Genomic DNA, 18,704 nt, shown 5'->3' with positions numbered 1-18,704 from the left:
CATGAAACTATTAGAATCAATCAGTGCAATTGCCGGTAAATATTTTGCGGTGTGGGTCATGTTGGCCGCCGTGATCGCCTTTCTTTTCCCCGCACCCTTTCTAGGATTTGGGGCGTATATCGCCATCCTGCTCGGCGTCGTCATGTTTGGGATGGGTCTGACTTTAAAAGCCGTGGATTTCAAGCTCATTTTAACGAATCCGATCCCTGTCATCATAGGAATCTGCGCGCAATTCGTCATCATGCCGCTGGCTGCTTTTACAATTGCTTATGTGCTGGATTTGCCGGCTGAACTAGCAGCAGGGCTCGTCCTTCTCGGCTCCGTTCCAGGCGGGACGGCTTCAAACGTGATGGTGTATCTCGCGAAAGGGAATGTGCCATTGTCGATTACGATGACTTCTTTTACAACGTTATTAGCACCCTTAGCAACGCCTTTTATCTTGTTGCTGCTAGCGGGCAAATGGATGCCGGTCGACCCGAAAGCGATGTTTATATCCATTCTTCAAGTCATCATCGTTCCTATTATTTTAGGGATAGCGATCCGAAAGTTTTTCCCGAAAACCGTGCAAAAAAGCATTGCCGTGGTACCGTTGATCTCGGTTCTGGCTATCATAATTATCGTAACAGCTGTAATCGCAGGGAATGCTGAAAACCTAGCGAAGGCAGGAATTCTGATCTATACAGCTGTTATGCTTCACAACGCGATCGGGTTGTTCCTAGGGTACTTTACAGCTCGAATGCTTGGTATGGATGAAAATAACCGCAGAGCGATTTCCATCGAAGTCGGCATGCAAAACTCCGGGCTGGGCGTTGCACTGGCGAGCGCCCATTTTGGACCGCTAGCTGCCTTGCCGAGTGCGGTTGCTGCGGTTTGGCATAATATTTCCGGGCCGATTCTGGCTACGTATTGGTCGAAGAGACCGGCGGGGGTAGAGGGAAAAGAGGAAGTTGTGGGCTTTAAGCGTAAAAAGGTTATTTAATAGAGATAATATGCATCAGCGCTCAGAAGAAAATACCTTCTGAGCGCTGTTTTATTTCCGCAGCCATTCATATGTAATATCAGGCAAATTTTCTTCATTTTCATTTCCTCTGCCTATTATCTTAAATCCATGCTTCTCATAGAATCGCTGTGCGTTTTTATTTACTTCAAAGGTGTGTAAAGTTAACCCGCCTGTTGAGTGCGCTTTTGCTTGATCAAGCAGCAGTTCACCGATACCTAGACCTTGGTACCTGATATGAATATACAGCTGGCTGATTTCACCTTCATTATAAGCAATCATTCCAACTACTTTTTCATCAATCAAAACTAAATATATTTGAAACTCTTCCGGCAGTATATGATTTAAAAAGTAAAGATGACTTTCAACACTGTGCAGTTCTTTCTTGCCGATAGCCTGTTCCTTGCTATCCCGCCACATCGCTACTGTTTGTTCGGCATACTTGGGATGATAGGTAGTAATGAGGATTTGCTGTTTCTTCACAAAATACCTCCTGCTGTTCAGCTTTACTTGATAGTTGTTTCAAATGGGCATACTCATTGTAATAGTTCTATTTTTAAATCCCAATTTTTCATATAGTTTAATGGCTTGATTTCCTGCATATACACTTAAACGAATCTCTGAATATCCATCTTGTTTGAGATGATTGATGCCTGTCTCCATCAATCGTTTTGAAATTCCATTTCCTCTAAATTCTTCTCTCACAAACAATTCGTAAATAAATCCATATGTCTCTTCAGTAAATGGGTCCTTACTTGTTCCTATAAGAATCCAACCCATTAAATCATCGCCTTCAGTTGCTATTAAATAATAGCTTCCTTTCTTCAATAATGGGTCAATTAGTTGTTTGACTTTATCATCTGACGGTTTTACCTCGCCTAATGTACCATCGAATAATGCTTGTGGTGAAAGTGATAAAACCTTTTTATATTCCGAGTCGTTTGGTTTTCTAATTTCCATAATATTTAGTTCTCCTCTCCCCATATTTTGCGTTTTTCCTGATAATGCCTATTTTAATTTTAATCCTTTATTACTGCAATTCCAGCATTATGCGGCTTGCTTCCACCAACAATAAAATGTAAGTTGAATGAAGAAAGCAATTCGATTGAACGCAAGGAGCGGAGTACATGGATATTAAAGTGAACCATAACATGATAAAAGAAATGTGCGGCACCGTCTCCTTTAAAAAGGGAAGCTATTTTTATCAAGCAAATAAAGTAACGTTTAACACATATAGCGATGAATTTTGTGAAGCGATCGTTCATGGAACAGAAGACTTTCACGTCATGATTGAAAAAGATGGTGCAGGAAGCATCCAAACATCATGCAGCTGCCCAACGCTTGCGAATTTCCAAAAAGACTGCCAGCACGTGGCGGCAGTTTTGCTGTCCATTCAGGAGCACAAGCGAAAGAGGACGTTTCCTAATGAGGCTTCTGACCTGACAAACGGGTTCATGACCATTTTCGGTGACAGACCGGCAAGAACGAGTGCACATCAGCTTCATTTTGAAAAAAGAGAAGTGATTGATGTTACGTTTACATGCAAACCTGTCGAGATGGAAAATGGACAGGTTTTATTCGGCATCGAGGTTGAGGTCGGCAATAAACAGGTGAAAAATATTGCAGCCTTTCTTCAGGACGTAAAGCACGGGATGCCTACCGTTTTATTTGATCCGAGACAGCATTGCTTTGTAAAGGAAAACGATGCGGTCATACAAGAGCTGGTTGCTGTGATTCGAGATGAGAAGCTCGAAACGTTACCTTCCACTCAAACGCTGCTCATCCCGCCATCCTCTTGGGCGCGTCTTGCTGCAATGCTCACTGAAACACCATCCGTAAACGTCATTCAAGGCGGTTTTGCTTTTGCCGGGCTGCAATTGGTCGATGGTCCGCCGCCTATTCAGTTTACATTTGGAGTAAAAGGTTCTCATTACGAGCTGGCGATAACTGGATTCGATCGAATGACTGTGCTGAATGCTTATCATTCCGTTTTATTTGACGGGAAAATTTTCAGATTGAAAGAAGAAGATTGTGAACGATTGTATGAGCTAAAGCAAATGCTGTCAGCTCCGGGTACGAATCGTGTTCCGATTCCACAAGAGCAGATGAACCATTTTCTTCATAATATTGTCCCGAGCCTGAAAAAGATCGGCGATGTGAAGATGGATAATGTCGTGTCGCAAAAGTTAAATAAAAAACCGCTCGCAGCCAAGCTGTATTTGGACCGCATCAAAAATCGTCTCATTGCAGGGCTGGAGTTTCATTATGAAAATGTGGTGATTCAGCCGCTGGAATCCCGCGATACAACAACGGGACCAATGATCGTGAGGGATGAGGAGAAGGAAGACAAGATTCTTCAACTGATGGAGGGAAGCGGATTCTTCAAAACAGACGGCGGATACTCAATGCAAAATGAGACGCTCGAGTACGAATTTCTTTTCCACACCCTTCCGAGGCTGCAGAAGCTTCTTCAGGTTTATGCCACAACATCTGTGCGAAGCCGGATTGTAAGGAAGAATACCTTTCCGAAAATCAGTGTGAAGGTGAAAAAAGAACGAAACAACTGGCTCGAGTTTAAGTTTGAGATGGACGGAATTGCGAATAAAGAAATTATGGAGATATTAGCCGCTCTTGAGGAAAAGCGTAAATATTATCGCCTGAGGAACGGCGCCTTGCTTTCATTGGAGACGAAGGAAATGGAGGAGATCCAGCGTTTTCTTATGGCAGCGCCGGTTCAGGAAATCGATCATGAAGCCAGGCTGAACATGCCAATCATTCAAAGCCTCGCACATCTTGATAACATGGATGACAGCGAAGTGTTCAAAATAGAAGAGTCGTTTCAAGAGTTTCTCGATGCGTTACGCAATCCGGGTAAGCTGCATTTCGAAGTACCGGAGAGCTTAGACAGCATACTGAGAAGCTATCAAAAACGTGGATATCAATGGATGAAGACGCTCGCCAGCTACGGATTTGGCGGAGTTTTAGCGGATGATATGGGACTTGGCAAAACGGTTCAGAGCATCGCGTTTATCGTATCTGAGCTAGCAAACATTAGAGAGCGAAACATGCCGGTGCTAATCGTCTGTCCGTCATCGCTAACCTACAACTGGCTGCATGAAATCATGAAATTCGCCCCTGAGATTCAGGCCATTGTCGTTGATGGGAACAAAAGAGATCGCGAGAATCTGCAGAGAAATATGGAGGACGTAGATGTGATAATCACCTCCTATTCTTTGCTGCGCCGCGATATTAACTGGTACACCAATCAGACGTTTCATACGGTTTTCTTTGATGAAGCACAATACTTTAAAAATCCTCTCACCCAAACGGCGCAGGCTGCTAAAAGGATACAGGCAGATCATGTATTCGGCCTGACCGGAACACCGGTGGAAAACTCGATCGAAGAGCTCTGGTCAATCTATCATGTTGTCTTCCCGCAGTTATTTAAAGGACTGAGGGACTTCAGTTACCTTACGAATAAAACGGTCGCACGGAGGATCCGGCCATTTTTGCTGCGCAGGAAAAAAGAAGATGTATTGGCTGAACTGCCTCAGAAAATTGAAACGAACGAATCAACCGAGCTGCTGCCTGAACAAAAGAAGCTGTATGCCGCTTATTTGGCAAAACTGCGTCATGATACATTCAAGAACCTTGATAAAGACACGATCCGAAAAAATCGCATCCGCATATTAGCGGGGCTGACGCGGCTGCGCCAAATCTGCTGTCATCCAGCGCTTTTCGTAGACAGCTACAAAGGAACTTCAGCTAAGTTCGAGCAGCTGCTGCAGTTAATAGAAGAAGCCCGACTGTCGGGGAGAAGAGTGCTCATTTTCTCTCAGTTTACGAAAATGCTTCAGATTATCGGCAGAGAGATGACATCACGGGGCCATACGTTCTTTTATCTGGACGGAAACACCCCTTCAGAAGAACGGCTGGAAATCTGCAACCAATTTAACAGCGGCGAGCGGGATCTGTTCCTCATTTCCTTAAAAGCAGGAGGAACCGGACTGAACCTGACAGGCGCCGATACCGTCATCTTATACGATCTCTGGTGGAACCCCGCCGTCGAACAGCAAGCCGCAGACAGAGCACACCGCATGGGCCAGAAAAATGTAGTGCAGGTGATCAAGCTCATGGCACGTGGGACCATCGAAGAGAAGATGTACGAGCTGCAGGAGAAGAAGAGGGATTTGATTGCTGGGATGGTTGATTCGGGAGAGGCAACTTCAGCAAGTTTGACGGAAGAGGATATTCAGGAGATATTGATGTAGTGAGATTCTTATAGACAGCATCTGCTTTGGAATTGTTTGCAAATAGGCAACCATCCATTGTGGTTGTTGTCTTTTTATGTAAATAACAATATAGATGTTGCAAAGGAAATTAAACATTATTAGAGAATAAACCGATAAGTAAAAAAATCAGGTTAAACGGCGCTTGATTCCGCGATTAAAATTAGGATAACTACTTAAGTTATTCGCTAATTGATATGAGGTATACAATGCGAAAATTAGCAGATTCAAAATCGAAAAAATCTCAAATTGAAAATAAAATAAAAAAACTTGTAAAAAAACTTAACAATGAATTAGATAAAGCTAAAAAGAAAGCAATTAGAAAAGAGCTAAAAATATTAGAAAATAAGCTTGTTAGTGTTAAAAGAGAAATTTATAAATATTCTTATAACCCAAAGAGAGACGAAATTGAAAGAAAGAATAAAGAGGAATTAATTAAAAAGAAGGAAGAAGAAGAACGCCTTAGATTAATTCAAGAGGACTTAAAAAATCGCGCTCAAAAAACACCCTATGTAAGATATAAAAAAGTGAAAAAAATTAAATCCAATAAAGTTTGTCCATCATGTAATACGCCGTTTAATTTTAACTTTGGATTTCAAAGATGTAGGTGTAGTTAATCGTTTAGAAATAATTAAGAGGTGTGATTATTAGATGAATTTTAGAGAGTTTCTGTTAAAGAAGCACCTTTTAATTAAGGGCGAACGAGAGCTAAAAGAAATCTCGGCTGGTCAGTATGTTAATAGGCTAAAAAGTATGAGGAAAAATAAAATTTATAACGAAGAAAAATACATTGATTCTTATCTGGAGCAGAAAATCCAGAATCGATATAAAGACTGGAAGACCTATTTAAAAACGGTAAGTCATTATTTAGTTTATAAAGATTATATAAAATGAAAATAAGGTTAATTTAAGTCCCTTCTTAATAGTTGACGTTTCTCACGAGAAGCCTGTTAATGGAGTATTTGCAGAGATTCTATATTGAAACATCATAAACCACAAAAGAGACAACTCGCAGCTATAGCCGTAGAGTTGTCTTTTCATTAAGCTTTTGCTAATACTTACTGCCACAGCCGTACCCACTTAATCAGTTTAAACTTCTCATCAATTTAATGACTACCTATGCTGATCAATAAGAATAACATTCCCATCCGGATCTTCCAGCGTGATATGGGCAGGACCTTCCGTCGTTTCATCTGCTTTCGTCTGCAGTGTCACGCCTTGTTCTAGAAGCTGCTTTTGTATGTCTCGGACGTCTGTATACGAATCAAGATTTTCAGCATTTTGATTCCAGCCTGGATTGAAGGTGAGGATATTCTTTTCAAACATTCCCTGAAAAAGACCGATGACCGTATCTCCGTTTTTCATGATGAGCCAATTGTTAGCCAGCTCGCCGCCCAGCGTTTCAAATCCTAGATTCTCGTAAAAAGCTTTTGACTTGCTAATGTCCTTCACCGTTAAACTTACTGAGAACGCACCTAGTTTCATAGTTCCTCCTTATAATAAGAAATTTCAGATAGTATCAGTATACAACACGAATGCTAGATAAAAGGATAAGAATGCCAAAAATGATATAATTCGATTTAACATGAACAATACGCAGGAGGAACAATCTATGGAACTAGGAATCAGCACGTTTGTTGAAACAACGCCGGATGTGGAAACAGGTAAAGTGATCAGCCATGCGCAGCGATTGCGTGAAGTGGTAGAGGAGATCGTTCTTGCTGATCAAGTGGGGCTTGATGTATTCGGAGTTGGTGAGCATCATCGTGAGGACTTTGCGGCGTCATCCCCAGCCGTTGTCTTGGCTGCTGCTGCTATGCAGACGAAGAAAATTCGGCTGACAAGTGCGGTTACCGTCCTTTCGTCAGCCGATCCAGTCCGCGTTTTTCAAGACTTTGCAACGCTTGACGGACTTTCAAACGGACGCGCAGAAATCATGGCAGGACGGGGATCGTTCATCGAATCCTTCCCGCTGTTTGGCTATGATCTGCGAGATTACGAGGAGCTGTTTGAGGAGAAGCTGGACTTGCTTTTAACGCTGCAAAAGAATGAAATCGTTAACTGGAGCGGAAAGCACCGTGCGGCTATTGAAAACCTTAGTATATATCCGCGTCCCGTGCAGGATCAGCTGCCCGTATGGATTGGGAGCGGAGGGAATCAAGAGTCTGTTGTGCGAGCTGGTTTGCTCGGTCTGCCGCTCGTATTGGCGATTATCGGCGGAAGTCCAAAGCAATTTTCTCCCCTCGTTCAGCTTTATAAAAAAGCAGCCGAGCACGCCGGTCATGATGCATCCAAGCTAAAGGTGGCGTCTCATTCACACGGCTTTATTGCCGCAGACACGGAGACAGCAGCAGATCAATTTTACCCTTCTACTGCCGTGGTGATGAACAAGCTTGGAAAAGAGCGCGGCTGGGGTCCGTATACACGAGACACGTTTGATGCAGCACGCAGCATGAACGGTGCTCTATATGTTGGAGACCCAGAAATCGTTGCGGAAAAAATCATCCACCTTCGCAAAAATGTCGGCGTCACACGTTTCATGCTGCATGTCCCAGTCGGCACGATGCCGCATGAACAAGTCATGAACGCAATCGAGCTTTTCGGAAAAGAAGTCGCACCCCGAGTTAGGGAAGAAGTTTCTCAGTGGGAAGCGGAGCAGATATAGAAATGTAAACTAGAGGGAATTGCAGAGGGGTCAATATGACTATTTTAATGATTATATTTGGCGTTTTTTCATTTTTAGGTTTGATTTATTTTTCAGTTAAAAATAAAGAGTTTTATCAAAATGAATCTTTTAATGCCGATCCTGGTATTTTAGGGGAGATATTGCTTTATATTATTAATTTACTGCCGTGGTATTTAAAGAAACTATTTATGATGCTGCTTTCTTTAGGGTTATGCATTCTATGTTTGGGTTACTTTATTTATTAGTAAAGGATTAATTTAGGGTGTTATTTTAGAAATGAGCAGTTTAGGACTGAGAACATATTGTAATTTTTTAATTAGCTGAATAAGGGCATAAGAAAATGACCAGACGAAAATCTGGTCATTTTCTTATATTTTATACTGTAAACACAATGTATCATCTAAAAATTTTATCAATCTCATTCCGATCGTAATCTAAAATCCAATCATTGTATTCTTTATAAATGTTCCTTATAGAGTCTACACAACTTCCCACAAGATCACAGCCTCTATCATCATATACGGAGAAAATGGTCTTACTATTAATATTGATAAAGTAAATTTCATGAGGAATTGTTGGACGAACGCCTATATCCTGATTACAGATTGCTCTTATCATCGATTGAAACTTAATATCTGATGGTTTACATCTAAGGGTAAATCTATGTGTTTTACAATCTCCCTCATCATCATCTTCAGGATAAACATAAGGGATTGTAGTTTGAGTTAATTTACTCAACACTGATTTTTTCTTTACATATTTTGAGAAGATATTTATCTTATGTTTCGGTGTTATGCCATATCCATAATCACTCACATTAGCTACAACAAAAATGTCACCATTATTTGAATGCAAAGCTTTAAAAATAGTAACCGCTCTATTATAAACATTCTCAAGGTAAAGACTATCTCTCTCATAATCTCTAAGCTCCACAACTCCTAATTCAAACCGAATCGCATTTTTCCAGTTGTAAAACAAAGGCTGTCTAAGTTGTAAGCTAGGAAAATTCTCTTTCATAAAGTCATCTAAAAACACATTTACACCTCGATTGTTTTTTTCATTTTACCATTTCCCCAAGGTATAATTCCCCTCCAGCAGAATATGTTATATCAGATTTCATGAGCAAAATTGCTGGGAGGAATATAATGAAAGCCATCGTCTCTGCCAAATACGGATCGCCGGAAGTTCTGGAGTTAAAAGAAGTGGAAAAGCCCGTTCCTCAAGACAATCAAGTATTAGTAAAAGTTCATGCAGCATCCCTCAATTTCGGCAACCTCGTGCTTTTAAAAGGGGAGCCGTTCTTGGCTCGATTTGCTTTTGGACTTACCAAACCCAAATTCCCTATCCCTGGCGGTGACGTGGCAGGCAGGGTTGAAGCCGTTGGCAAGGATGTTACGCAGTTTAAGCCAGGTGACGAGGTGTATGGCGATCTCGCCAGCAGCGGCTGGGGAAGCTTTGCACAATATGTGGCTGTTCCGGAAAGTGCATTAGCTAATAAGCCCGTTAATCTATCATATGAAGAAGCGGCTGCAGTCCCAATGGCAGCCGTCACGGCGCTACAGGCGCTGAGGGATAAAGGCAATATTCAGTCCGGACACAAGGTACTTGTTTATGGTTCCTCAGGCGGTGTGGGCACGTTTGCCGTTCAGATCGCTAAATCGTACGGGACAGAGGTCACGGCGGTGTGCAGCACCCGTAACGTCGACATTGCCAAAGAAATCGGTGCAGACCACGTGATTGATTATAAAAGGGAATACTTTAAAAATCATAAACAACAATATGACTTGATCCTTGGCACAAACGGATCACAGCCAATTTCCGTTTATAAAAGTAAACTAACTCCCGGCGGCGTGTTTGTTCACGTTGGCGGATCGGGTTCGCAGATGTTCAACACGATGGTGCGGGGTATAACGAACAGAAAGAAAATCAAAACCTTTCTGCAGCGGCCTAATCAAAACGATCTTATAATTATGAAAGAACTAATTGAAGCGGGAAAAGTAAAGCCTGTTATCGACCGTCGCTATAAACTCGATGAGATTCAGCAGGCATTCGCTTATTTTGCCGAAGGACATGCGCAGGGGAAAGTGGTTGTTAATTGTTTGATGTGATGAAATTGTTCTGATTGTGGCGTTTGCGGGCAAAAAAGTAGATTTACGGACAAATATCAATTTTTACGGCTAAAAACTTGAATTTGCGGTCAAAAATTAAAATTTACGGGCAAATCCTAAAAACATACAAATCCCAAAGAGGTCTGGCGCCCACGCCAGCCTCTTTTTTTATGTTGAGATTCCCCAACCACAAAAAAGTACAGATAATGTTAAAAGAGTGCTATTGTTAGCGCTTTCAAACATGGTTCCCCTGTACCTATAATTAACTTGTAAACACTTACAAAAGGGGGATTTGAAATGAAGAATAGTAAATTAATATCTCTTTTTCTTGCTGTGATCATGGTTATGCTCGTTGCAGCTGGCTGCAGTGACAGTAAGAGCAAGGTTAGCGTTGGTATCGTATTGCCAACTAAAGATGAGCCAAGATGGGTGCAGGATGAGCAGCGCTTTAAAGATGCGCTGAAAGGTACAGATTACACAACTGAAATTCTTTTCAGCCAAGGTTCTTCTGCTAAGGAAAAAGAAAACGTTGAGACTTTGATCAACAAAGGTATTGATGTTCTTATCATCTGCCCGCAAGACGGCGGTGCTGCTGCAGCTGCAGTTGAAGCTGCAAAGAAGGATGACATTACGGTTATCGCGTATGACCGCTTGATCACTAACACGGATGCAGTAGATTACTATGTAACGTTCGACAGCCTTGCAGTAGGTGCAGCGCAAGGTCAGTACTTGATCGACAATGCTAAAGGTGCTAACACGCCGCTTTACCTCTACGCTGGTGCGGCTTCTGATAACAACGCGTTCTTGTTCTTCGAAGGTGCTTGGAAAGTTCTTCAGCCAAAAATCGCTGACGGCACATTCAAGATCGCTAACTCTAGCGAAGCTGAAGCTCTAAAAGACAAAGCTGAGCTTTCACGCGATGAGCTAAGCAAGATCATCGGCCAGGTTACAACAAACTGGGATGCAAACGAAGCGAAAAACAAAGCACAGACTCACTTGACAGCTGCTGCTGCAGACTCTAAAGGTGATGTAGCGATCCTTGCTCCAAACGATGGAACAGCTCGTTCAATCGCAGATGTTTTCGGATCTGACAGCGCTGTTACTAGCTTCCTTGTAACAGGACAGGATGCCGAGAAAGCTTCAATTCAATACGTAATCGATGGCAAGCAATCTATGACAGTATTTAAAGATGTTCGTACGCTTGTAAAGGATGCAATGGGAATGGCTGTTGATATTCTTGATGATAAGAAAGTGGAAACAACTGGTTCTTACGACAACGGCAAGGTTGAAGTTAAAGCGAAACAGACAAACGTTATTGTTGTAAACAAAGACAATGTGAAGAAAGAGCTTATCGATTCTAAATACTACAAAGCTGACGAGTTCACTGGTCTTCAATAAGAAAATAGCATAGCAGGACGCGGGAATAGTGATAGATACTTCGTCTATCACTATTTTCACAATGTTGTCTATGGTTTGGCGAATGGAGGGATCATGATGAGCGGATATATTTTGGAGATGAACCAGATTTCCAAAGAGTTTACAGGAGTGAAGGCGCTCAGCAATGTTAATTTTAAAGTCGAAAAAGGCGAGATTCACTGCTTGATCGGAGAGAACGGAGCAGGAAAATCCACGCTCATGAAGGTGCTAAGCGGCGTATATCCTTATGGAACATATGAGGGCGACATCGTGTTCGAGGGCAGCGTACAGCAGTTCAACAAGATAAGTGATAGCGTAAAAACAGGCATCGTCATCATCTATCAGGAGCTGGCGCTGTTTCCGGATCTGACAGTTTATGAAAATATTTTTGTCGGCAATGAAGTAAAGCGCGGAAATCTGGTGGATTGGAACCAGACAATCAGGCAGGCGAAAGAAATGCTAAAGCGGGTAGGGCTCGACGTGAACCCTGAAACACTCGTAAAAGATTTGAGTGTAGGAAAACAGCAGCTCGTCGAGATCGCTAAAGCATTGAGCAAGGACGTTAAGCTTCTTATTCTCGATGAACCGACTGCGGCACTCAATGAGGATGACAGCGAAAACCTGCTGAACCTGCTGGGTGAGCTGAAGAATCAAGGCATCACAAGTATCATGATTTCGCACAAGCTGAAGGAAGTCATCGCGATCGCGGATCATGCGACGGTGCTTCGTGACGGAAAGACCATCTGCACACTGGATGCTTCTAAAGGTGAGATTACAGAGAACGTGATTATCAAAAACATGGTCGGACGCGATATTGATGATATTTATCCGAAGCGTCCTGATAAAAAGATTGGCGAAAAAATCCTTGAGATGAGCAATTGGTCGGCTTACAGTACCGAGCTAGGCCGATATGTCGTAAAGGACGTTAATTTTAATATTAAAAAAGGTGAGATTGTCGGAATCGCTGGTCTGATGGGATCGGGCCGCACAGAGCTTGCGCTGAGTGTTTTTGGCAATCCGAAGAACTACAAGCTGGAAGGACAGCTGAAGGTCGCAGGCGCGGTCAAGACGTTTAAGCATACAAGTGACGCCATTAAGTCGGGCATCGCATATGTAACGGAGGATCGTAAAGGCGACGGGCTGTTCCTCATTCAGGACATTAAGAACAACATTACCGCGGCAAACCTGAACAGCGTAGCGGATAACGGCGTCATTAACGAGAATGAAGAAGTGAAAAGAGCTGGAGAGTATAAGCAGTCGATGTACATTAAAGCCTCGTCACTTGAACAGACGGTCGGAAACCTGAGCGGAGGCAACCAGCAGAAGGTGTCTCTCGGCAAGTGGCTGTTTGTCGGACCGAAGCTGCTCATTCTCGATGAGCCGACACGCGGTATCGACGTAGGTGCTAAATTTGAGATTTATACAATCATGAACAAGCTGATTGACCAAGGGATGAGCATTATCATGATTTCTTCTGAGCTCGGTGAAGTGCTCGGGATGAGCGACCGTGTTTATGTTATGGCGGAAGGCAAGATTAAAGGCGAGCTGCCGATTGAAGAAGCCAGTCAGGAATCCATCATGCAGCTTGCAACGCAATAGGGGGTAAACATCATGCAATTTATCAATGAAGCAAGATCGTTAGTGAAAGAGAATATCCGTGATTATGGGATGTATATCGCTTTATTCGTGATTATGCTCACGTTCTCCATCATGACGGATGGGCTGTTCATGTCATCAAGAAACATCAGCAATCTATTAGATTCTACAGGCTACATCGCTGTATTAGCGGTAGGTATGACACTCGTTATCGTCATCCGCCACATCGATTTATCAGTTGGATTCGCTGCCGGATTCCTCGGCGCCATCACAGCTATCCTTTTAACAAAAATGGGAATGCCAATTTACGCAACTATTCCTATTATTCTCGTACTCGGAATCGTAATTGGCTTGTTCAACGGCCTGCTGATTGCCCGATACGCGATCCCATCATTTGTCGCAACACTTGCAGGGATGCTGATCTTCCGCGGTGCACTGCTCCAGGTAACCGAGCAGACAGGGACGATCATTATTAAGGACGACGCGTTCAACGCTATCGGAAACGGATTTATCCCGTCACTTATGGTTGTGAACGGACTGCATTTGCTATCTCTTATTCTAGGATTAATTTCTATTTTATTTTATGTGTACAGCGAAATCTCTACACGCCGCAACAAGATCAAGTATCAATTTGATGTGGTATCTAAAGGGATTTTCTCAATTAAGCTAGTCTTTGTTTCAGCAATCATCGCTTATGTTACTTATATTTTAGCAGGCTATAACGGCTTCTCCTGGACGGTTGTGATCATGCTGCTCGTCGTAATCGCGTATCACTTCTTAACAACAAAAACCGTGCTCGGCCGCCACATTTATGCAGTCGGAAGCAACCCGGAAGCAGCGCACCTGAGCGGAATCAACGTAAACAAAATTACGTACATCGTGTTCGGATCAATGGGAATGCTCGCAGCCCTTTCCGGAATCCTATTCACATCACGACTTCAGTCAGCGACAACAACAGCAGGAACACTTTTTGAGCTCGACGCAATCGCTGCAGCATACGTAGGCGGTGTATCATCCGCCGGCGGAGTAGGTAAAGTAACCGGCGCCATCATCGGTGCCATTGTAATGGCCTCCCTCTCCAGCGGAATGAACCTCCTAGGAGTCGGCGTATCCACACAATACATCATCCGAGGCGGCGTACTCGTCGGAGCCGTACTCTTTGACGTCATGACACGTAAAAAGAGAGGATAGTTCTACTCATACAAATAAAAGGGCGTTCAATGCACACGTTGAACGTCCTTCTTTCTGTTTAAATGTATAACTCTACATCCACTTTTGCTGCTTCTTGCAAAACACAAATGCTATCTTTGTCAGGAAATTTTTGAGGTTTTTTCTTTCATAAGCTTCCTTGAATAAGTTGATCGGAGTGTAAGGCGCCGACTCCTCGAAAATGAAAATTACATTTTCTTCGTGCGATGTCTTGCTGCCGTAGCCTTCCTTGTCCAGCGGGACGAGTGGGACAGGTGAGACCCTTTAGGGCGCGTAGCGGCAAAGGGGCTCACCGCCCGCCCCGCGGAAAGCGTGCGCCTGAAACGGAGATCAACGGCTTCTTCGGTTTCTTTTATTAAACAACCTGTGATACCAGAAAAGAAATTTTTACACAAATGATATGCTAAAATAAGGATAGTAAATTACCGGAAAAAAAGGAGATACTTCACTTGCGGAAAGCTGGCATAATTACACTAAGTTTGCTTTGTATCATCCTTTGTTATTTCACATATATCACAGCACAAAAAGCCTTCCAGTCAGATTGGGAGCTGCCTGCCGCTTCAACTCAAAAAGAAGAGCGCTACCGCCTTGTTTTGATCACGCAGGAACTTGAAACACCGTTCTGGGACAAAGTCGGAGCAGGTGCAAAAGAACAGGCGCAAAGAGATGGCGCGAGCCTTGAGGTATGGGGAAGCTACGGCAAAAACCAAGAAGACTTTTTAAAGAAGCTTGAAATAGCCATTCAGTCAAAAGTGGACGGCATCATCGTACAAGGGCTCGACACTCAGAAGTTTAAGGATTTGACGAAAATTAAAGCGGCTTTTTACGGAATCCCGATTATTACGGTAGCAAATGATGTGCCGAAAGCGGAAAGCCTGCGAAAGACGTATGTTGGCTCTGATCAATACTTGGCTGGTGAGATGCTCGCCCAGCTGATGCTGTCTGATATGGGACCTAAAGGGAACGTTGTTTTGTTGAGTGACAGCCAAAAGGAATATTATCAGGAGCAGCGTCTAAAAGGCATGAGAGAAGTGTTCAGTGATTACCCAAACGTCAAGACGGTGTATGCGGAAACGGCTGATACGAGGGAACAGGTAATCGCTACAACACAGGATTTGCTGAACCAATATCCAGATACAAATGGCTTTATCGCCGTAAACGCGAATATCGCAGGCGCGATGATTCAGGAAATCGGCAGACGCGGCCAGGTTCAGCTTTATCATATTTATTCGTTCGACGACGGTTCTGAATCGATTTCACTCCTTAAGTCAGGAAAGATCGACGGGATGATCGAACAGTCGCCAGAGATGATGGGGAGAAAGAGCGTTAATTTATTGATCAAATGGCTGAGCAACGAAAAGGTTCCGCTCGACGCGGATGGCTACCTTAGCGATGTTCGGATATTGAAGGCGAAGGACTAGCCATGAACAGAATTCAAAAGAAAATATGGATGCTTGCTGCGGTCGTTCTGGTCATCATGGCGGTTATTTGGATAACGCTTACATACTACAACCAGAAAACGCAGAGCCAATATAACGACATTTTGCAGAGATACTTAAGGATGAATGAAGTGACCAGTGCGAGCCAGCATGTAGTGACGGACTTGAATAACTATTTGCTGGAGCCGTCTGAAGTGAACCTGGACAAGCTTGACCACAGCAAAGCGAACATCAGGCGGGCAAAAGATGACGTGCAGCAATTAAAAAATACTGAGAACGAATTTGCGCTGACCAACTATATGAACTTGATCGACAGCTTAATCGAGACAACCGACCGGTCGCTCATGTTTTACTCGGAGAGCGATACAGAGGCATCGAACAGAGAGTTTACGGAAGCGACGCGCATCTCAAAATACATATCCGAGATGACGCTCACATTGATCGATACTGAGCTGAAAACGTATGACCGCTTTTACCGAGGCATTATCGATCAGTCAGCTGAATTAAAGAAGCTTGGCATCTGGCTCATGCTGCTCATCACGTTCCTGCTGCTCATGATCACGTATTGGTTCAGTCTAAGCATAACGAGGCCGGTGCAGCAGCTGACCCGCGCAGCAAACGAGCTTTCTGCCGGGAAGTTTGATAAAGAGATCAAGGTCGACTCGAACGACGAAATTTCCTTCCTGGCACAGACCTTTAACCGTATGCGGATTAACATTAATAATCTTTTTCAGGAAATCCAGCAGAAGGCACAGCTCGAGCATGAGCTGCAGGAGAGCAAGCTATTGCTGAAGGAAAGCCAGCTGCGAAACCTGCAAAGCCAGATCAATCCGCACTTTTTGTTCAATACACTCAATACGCTTTCTAAAAAGGCGTATCTGGAGGGATCAGAAGAAACGAGCGATTTGCTCGTGAACGTCGCGGGCTTGCTGCGCTATAACTTAAAGTGGCTGGACCGATCCGTGACTCTTCGTGATGAGGTCATGGTCATTCAGCAATACATGAACATTCAAAAAGCAAGGTTTACCGACCGCCTGACATTGAATATGGAAATAGACGAATCATGCCTCGATGTTCAGATTCCAGGTCTGACATTGCAGCCAATCATTGAGAACGCCGTCATCTATGCGGTTGAACCGCGGGAGGATGGCGGGGTTATATGGATTCGTATTAAAGACAGCGATGAGCGGGTCATGGTAGAGGTGGAAGATGACGGACCAGGCATTCCGGAGCACAAGATTCAGCCTATACTTGCGGGTGAGGTTGTCCACACAGACGGCGCTTCGACGGGTATCGGGTTCACGAACGTCGTGAAGCGGCTGCGGCTTTTTTACGGCGTAGAGGACGTTATGGAGATACATAGCCGTATGGGGTACGGTACCAAAATCATAATGAAAATACCGAAAACAAAGGGGGTCGAACAGCATGTTAAAGCTAATGATCGTGGATGACGAACCGATTGAACGAGAAGGGCTGCAAGTCATATTGCAAAAGTCATTTCCTGAAATTGAAATTTTTCAAGCGAAGAACGGTAAAGTCGCCGTACAGATGGCAGATGAACTTAAGCCTGACTTAGTGTTAATGGACATCCAGATGCCGGGGATGAACGGTCTTGAAGCGATACAGCATATTACGGCTGCCGATCCTTGGACTAAATTTGTGATGATTACAGCTTTTGATACGTTCGATTACGCCCGCCAGGCGATCAAGCTTGGCGTAAAGGATTATCTGCTGAAGCCGAGCAAAGTGAGCGAAATTGTGGCTACTGTCGGAAAAGTGCTCGACGAGATCCGGGAAGAGCGGAGGTCACTGGATGTTTTAGAAAAAGCGATGCCGCTCGTTGAGACGGATGTCGTAACACAGCTGCTGTTCGACCATGTTCATGACGTTCACCTTGATATGCTCGTTGAAATGCTGGACATCCCTTCAACAGACGAACAGTTTGTGATGAGCATCCTGCTGCCAGAGGGTGGGGAAAGCCTCTATACCGCAGTAAAAGAAAAGGTCAGACGGGCAGAAAGTGCCTGGGTTGGTGCTTTGTACGGACGCCAGCTGCCGATTATCGTGTTTCGGAAACAAGACCGGTCGTTTCGCTCTCAAGCGATAGCACTTGCTAACGAGATATTGTCTCTTGCCAAAACAAACCCTGGAGCAGGCTGGTTTGTTGGGATCGGGAACGTATCATGCTCTTTAAATCAAGTGCGCCAGTCTTATCAAGAATCGCTTATTGCGACGATGGATACGTCGCTGCCTGTAAAATATCGTTTTTATTCGGATGTTCGTGTATCGGGCAATACGGATGACAAGCCGCTCACGAAACAGCGTGAGAAACAGTTTTTTGATGAAATCCGGCTTGGAAAATGGGATAACATCCGTACGCATGTTATGGACCTGATACAGCGCTGCGAGAATGAAGGCGCTGATCTGCTGCAAACACAGCAGCGTGTCCTTGAGCTGCTCTGGATCGCAGCAAGGGTGATGAGCGAGATCGGCGTGGAAACGGAAACGCCTCTCTTTTCCTATCAATCTCAGGATTTCCGGCAGCTGCGCAATGAAACAAGCCACTTGCTTGAACAGATGAAGCAGTCGTACCAAGCCCACTATGAACAGCTTGAGGCCGATACGATGCAGCAGATCAAGCGGTACATCACAGAGCATTCTCATGAAGACATTTCTCTTGACGCACTGAGCAGAAAAGTCGGCTTGAGCCCGATCTATATCAGCAAGATGTTTAAGGAAAAGCTCGGCATCAACTATATCGATTTTTTGACAGAATGCCGTATCGAAAAGGCAAAGAAACTGATGGCGGATCCTGAGAAAAGCTTAAAAGAGATTACGTTCGAGGTCGGCTATCACGAACCGAACTATTTCAGCAAAGTGTTCAAAAAAATGGTGGCGCTTTCACCTACTGAATACCGCAAGACCGTTCTTGGTAAAAGAGTATGAGGACAGAAGGAGCATCAT

The 18,704-nt window shown here is 43.8% G+C and carries 16 protein-coding genes; 12 read left to right on the top strand and 4 right to left on the bottom strand.

Features of this window, described 5'->3' with window-relative positions; translation table 11 throughout:
- Position 1 precedes the first annotated feature (1 nt).
- Positions 2–979 (top strand): bile acid:sodium symporter family protein, encoded by a 978-nt coding sequence (locus CGZ90_RS17160; RefSeq protein WP_094253751.1) that lies wholly within the window; start codon positions 2–4, stop codon positions 977–979.
- A 51-nt stretch (positions 980–1,030) separates the two neighbouring features.
- On the opposite strand, the gene CGZ90_RS17155 is transcribed toward CGZ90_RS17160, so the two are convergent.
- Complete coding sequence (locus CGZ90_RS17155; protein ID WP_165766898.1) at positions 1,031–1,417, bottom strand: GNAT family N-acetyltransferase; 387 nt, start codon at positions 1,415–1,417, stop codon at positions 1,031–1,033.
- Between the two features lie 102 nt (positions 1,418–1,519).
- Positions 1,520–1,957, bottom strand: a complete 438-nt coding sequence (locus CGZ90_RS17150; protein WP_094253749.1) for a GNAT family N-acetyltransferase — start codon at positions 1,955–1,957, stop codon at positions 1,520–1,522.
- A gap of 167 nt (positions 1,958–2,124) precedes the next feature.
- Between CGZ90_RS17150 and CGZ90_RS17145 the strand changes: the two genes are divergently transcribed.
- The gene (locus CGZ90_RS17145; protein WP_094253748.1) at positions 2,125–5,268 is read left to right on the top strand and encodes a DEAD/DEAH box helicase; all 3,144 of its coding nucleotides are present in this window, start codon (positions 2,125–2,127) and stop codon (positions 5,266–5,268) included.
- Positions 5,269–5,495: 227 nt separating this feature from the next.
- Positions 5,496–5,903: a hypothetical protein gene (locus CGZ90_RS17140; protein WP_094253747.1), complete on the top strand. Its 408-nt coding sequence runs from the start codon at positions 5,496–5,498 to the stop codon at positions 5,901–5,903.
- Between the two features lie 496 nt (positions 5,904–6,399).
- On the opposite strand, the gene CGZ90_RS17130 is transcribed toward CGZ90_RS17140, so the two are convergent.
- Complete coding sequence (locus CGZ90_RS17130; RefSeq protein WP_094253745.1) at positions 6,400–6,771, bottom strand: VOC family protein; 372 nt, start codon at positions 6,769–6,771, stop codon at positions 6,400–6,402.
- Between the two features lie 127 nt (positions 6,772–6,898).
- Here CGZ90_RS17130 and CGZ90_RS17125 point away from each other — a divergent pair, with 127 nt between their 5' ends.
- Both CGZ90_RS17125 and CGZ90_RS17120 read left to right on the top strand, forming a co-directional pair.
- Positions 6,899–7,951 carry an LLM class flavin-dependent oxidoreductase gene (locus CGZ90_RS17125; protein WP_094253744.1) on the top strand — a complete coding sequence of 351 codons (1,053 nt, stop codon included), beginning with the start codon at positions 6,899–6,901 and terminating at the stop codon, positions 7,949–7,951.
- A 35-nt stretch (positions 7,952–7,986) separates the two neighbouring features.
- Positions 7,987–8,217, top strand: a complete 231-nt coding sequence (locus CGZ90_RS17120; protein ID WP_094253743.1) for a hypothetical protein — start codon at positions 7,987–7,989, stop codon at positions 8,215–8,217.
- A 151-nt stretch (positions 8,218–8,368) separates the two neighbouring features.
- Here the strand turns inward: CGZ90_RS17120 and CGZ90_RS17115 are convergent, their stop codons facing one another.
- Entirely contained in the window at positions 8,369–8,989 is a 621-nt protein-coding gene (locus tag CGZ90_RS17115; protein ID WP_205727418.1) for a DUF3885 domain-containing protein, read from the bottom strand.
- 128 nt (positions 8,990–9,117) lie between these two features.
- On the opposite strand from CGZ90_RS17115, the gene CGZ90_RS17110 reads away from it, so the two are divergent.
- The 7 genes from CGZ90_RS17110 (at position 9,118) to CGZ90_RS17080 (ending at position 18,686) form a co-directional block, all read left to right on the top strand.
- Positions 9,118–10,080, top strand: a complete 963-nt coding sequence (locus CGZ90_RS17110; RefSeq protein ID WP_094253741.1) for an NAD(P)-dependent alcohol dehydrogenase — start codon at positions 9,118–9,120, stop codon at positions 10,078–10,080.
- Between the two features lie 297 nt (positions 10,081–10,377).
- Complete coding sequence (locus CGZ90_RS17105) at positions 10,378–11,478, top strand: sugar ABC transporter substrate-binding protein (protein WP_094253740.1); 1,101 nt, start codon at positions 10,378–10,380, stop codon at positions 11,476–11,478.
- Positions 11,479–11,574: 96 nt separating this feature from the next.
- On the top strand, positions 11,575–13,095 hold the full coding sequence (locus tag CGZ90_RS17100) for a sugar ABC transporter ATP-binding protein (RefSeq protein WP_094253739.1): 1,521 nt from the start codon (positions 11,575–11,577) through the stop codon (positions 13,093–13,095).
- A 12-nt stretch (positions 13,096–13,107) separates the two neighbouring features.
- A complete protein-coding gene (locus tag CGZ90_RS17095) occupies positions 13,108–14,283 on the top strand; it encodes a sugar ABC transporter permease (protein ID WP_094253738.1) in 1,176 nt (391 codons plus the stop codon).
- A gap of 467 nt (positions 14,284–14,750) precedes the next feature.
- Positions 14,751–15,722 (top strand): sugar ABC transporter substrate-binding protein, encoded by a 972-nt coding sequence (locus tag CGZ90_RS17090; protein WP_094253737.1) that lies wholly within the window; start codon positions 14,751–14,753, stop codon positions 15,720–15,722.
- Positions 15,723–15,724: 2 nt separating this feature from the next.
- Positions 15,725–17,191 (top strand): sensor histidine kinase, encoded by a 1,467-nt coding sequence (locus tag CGZ90_RS17085; RefSeq protein WP_094253736.1) that lies wholly within the window; start codon positions 15,725–15,727, stop codon positions 17,189–17,191.
- The gene (locus CGZ90_RS17080) at positions 17,166–18,686 is read left to right on the top strand and encodes a response regulator (protein WP_094253735.1); all 1,521 of its coding nucleotides are present in this window, start codon (positions 17,166–17,168) and stop codon (positions 18,684–18,686) included. Before CGZ90_RS17085 ends, CGZ90_RS17080 begins: the two co-directional genes overlap by 26 nt.
- Positions 18,687–18,704 lie beyond the last annotated feature (18 nt).

It is taken from the genome of Fictibacillus aquaticus, assembly GCF_002245695.1.
Taxonomy (GTDB): Bacteria; Bacillota; Bacilli; order Bacillales; family Fictibacillaceae; genus Fictibacillus; species Fictibacillus aquaticus.
The sequence above is the reverse complement of the archived record's forward strand: the minus strand, read 5'-3'. Positions and strand labels throughout refer to the sequence as shown.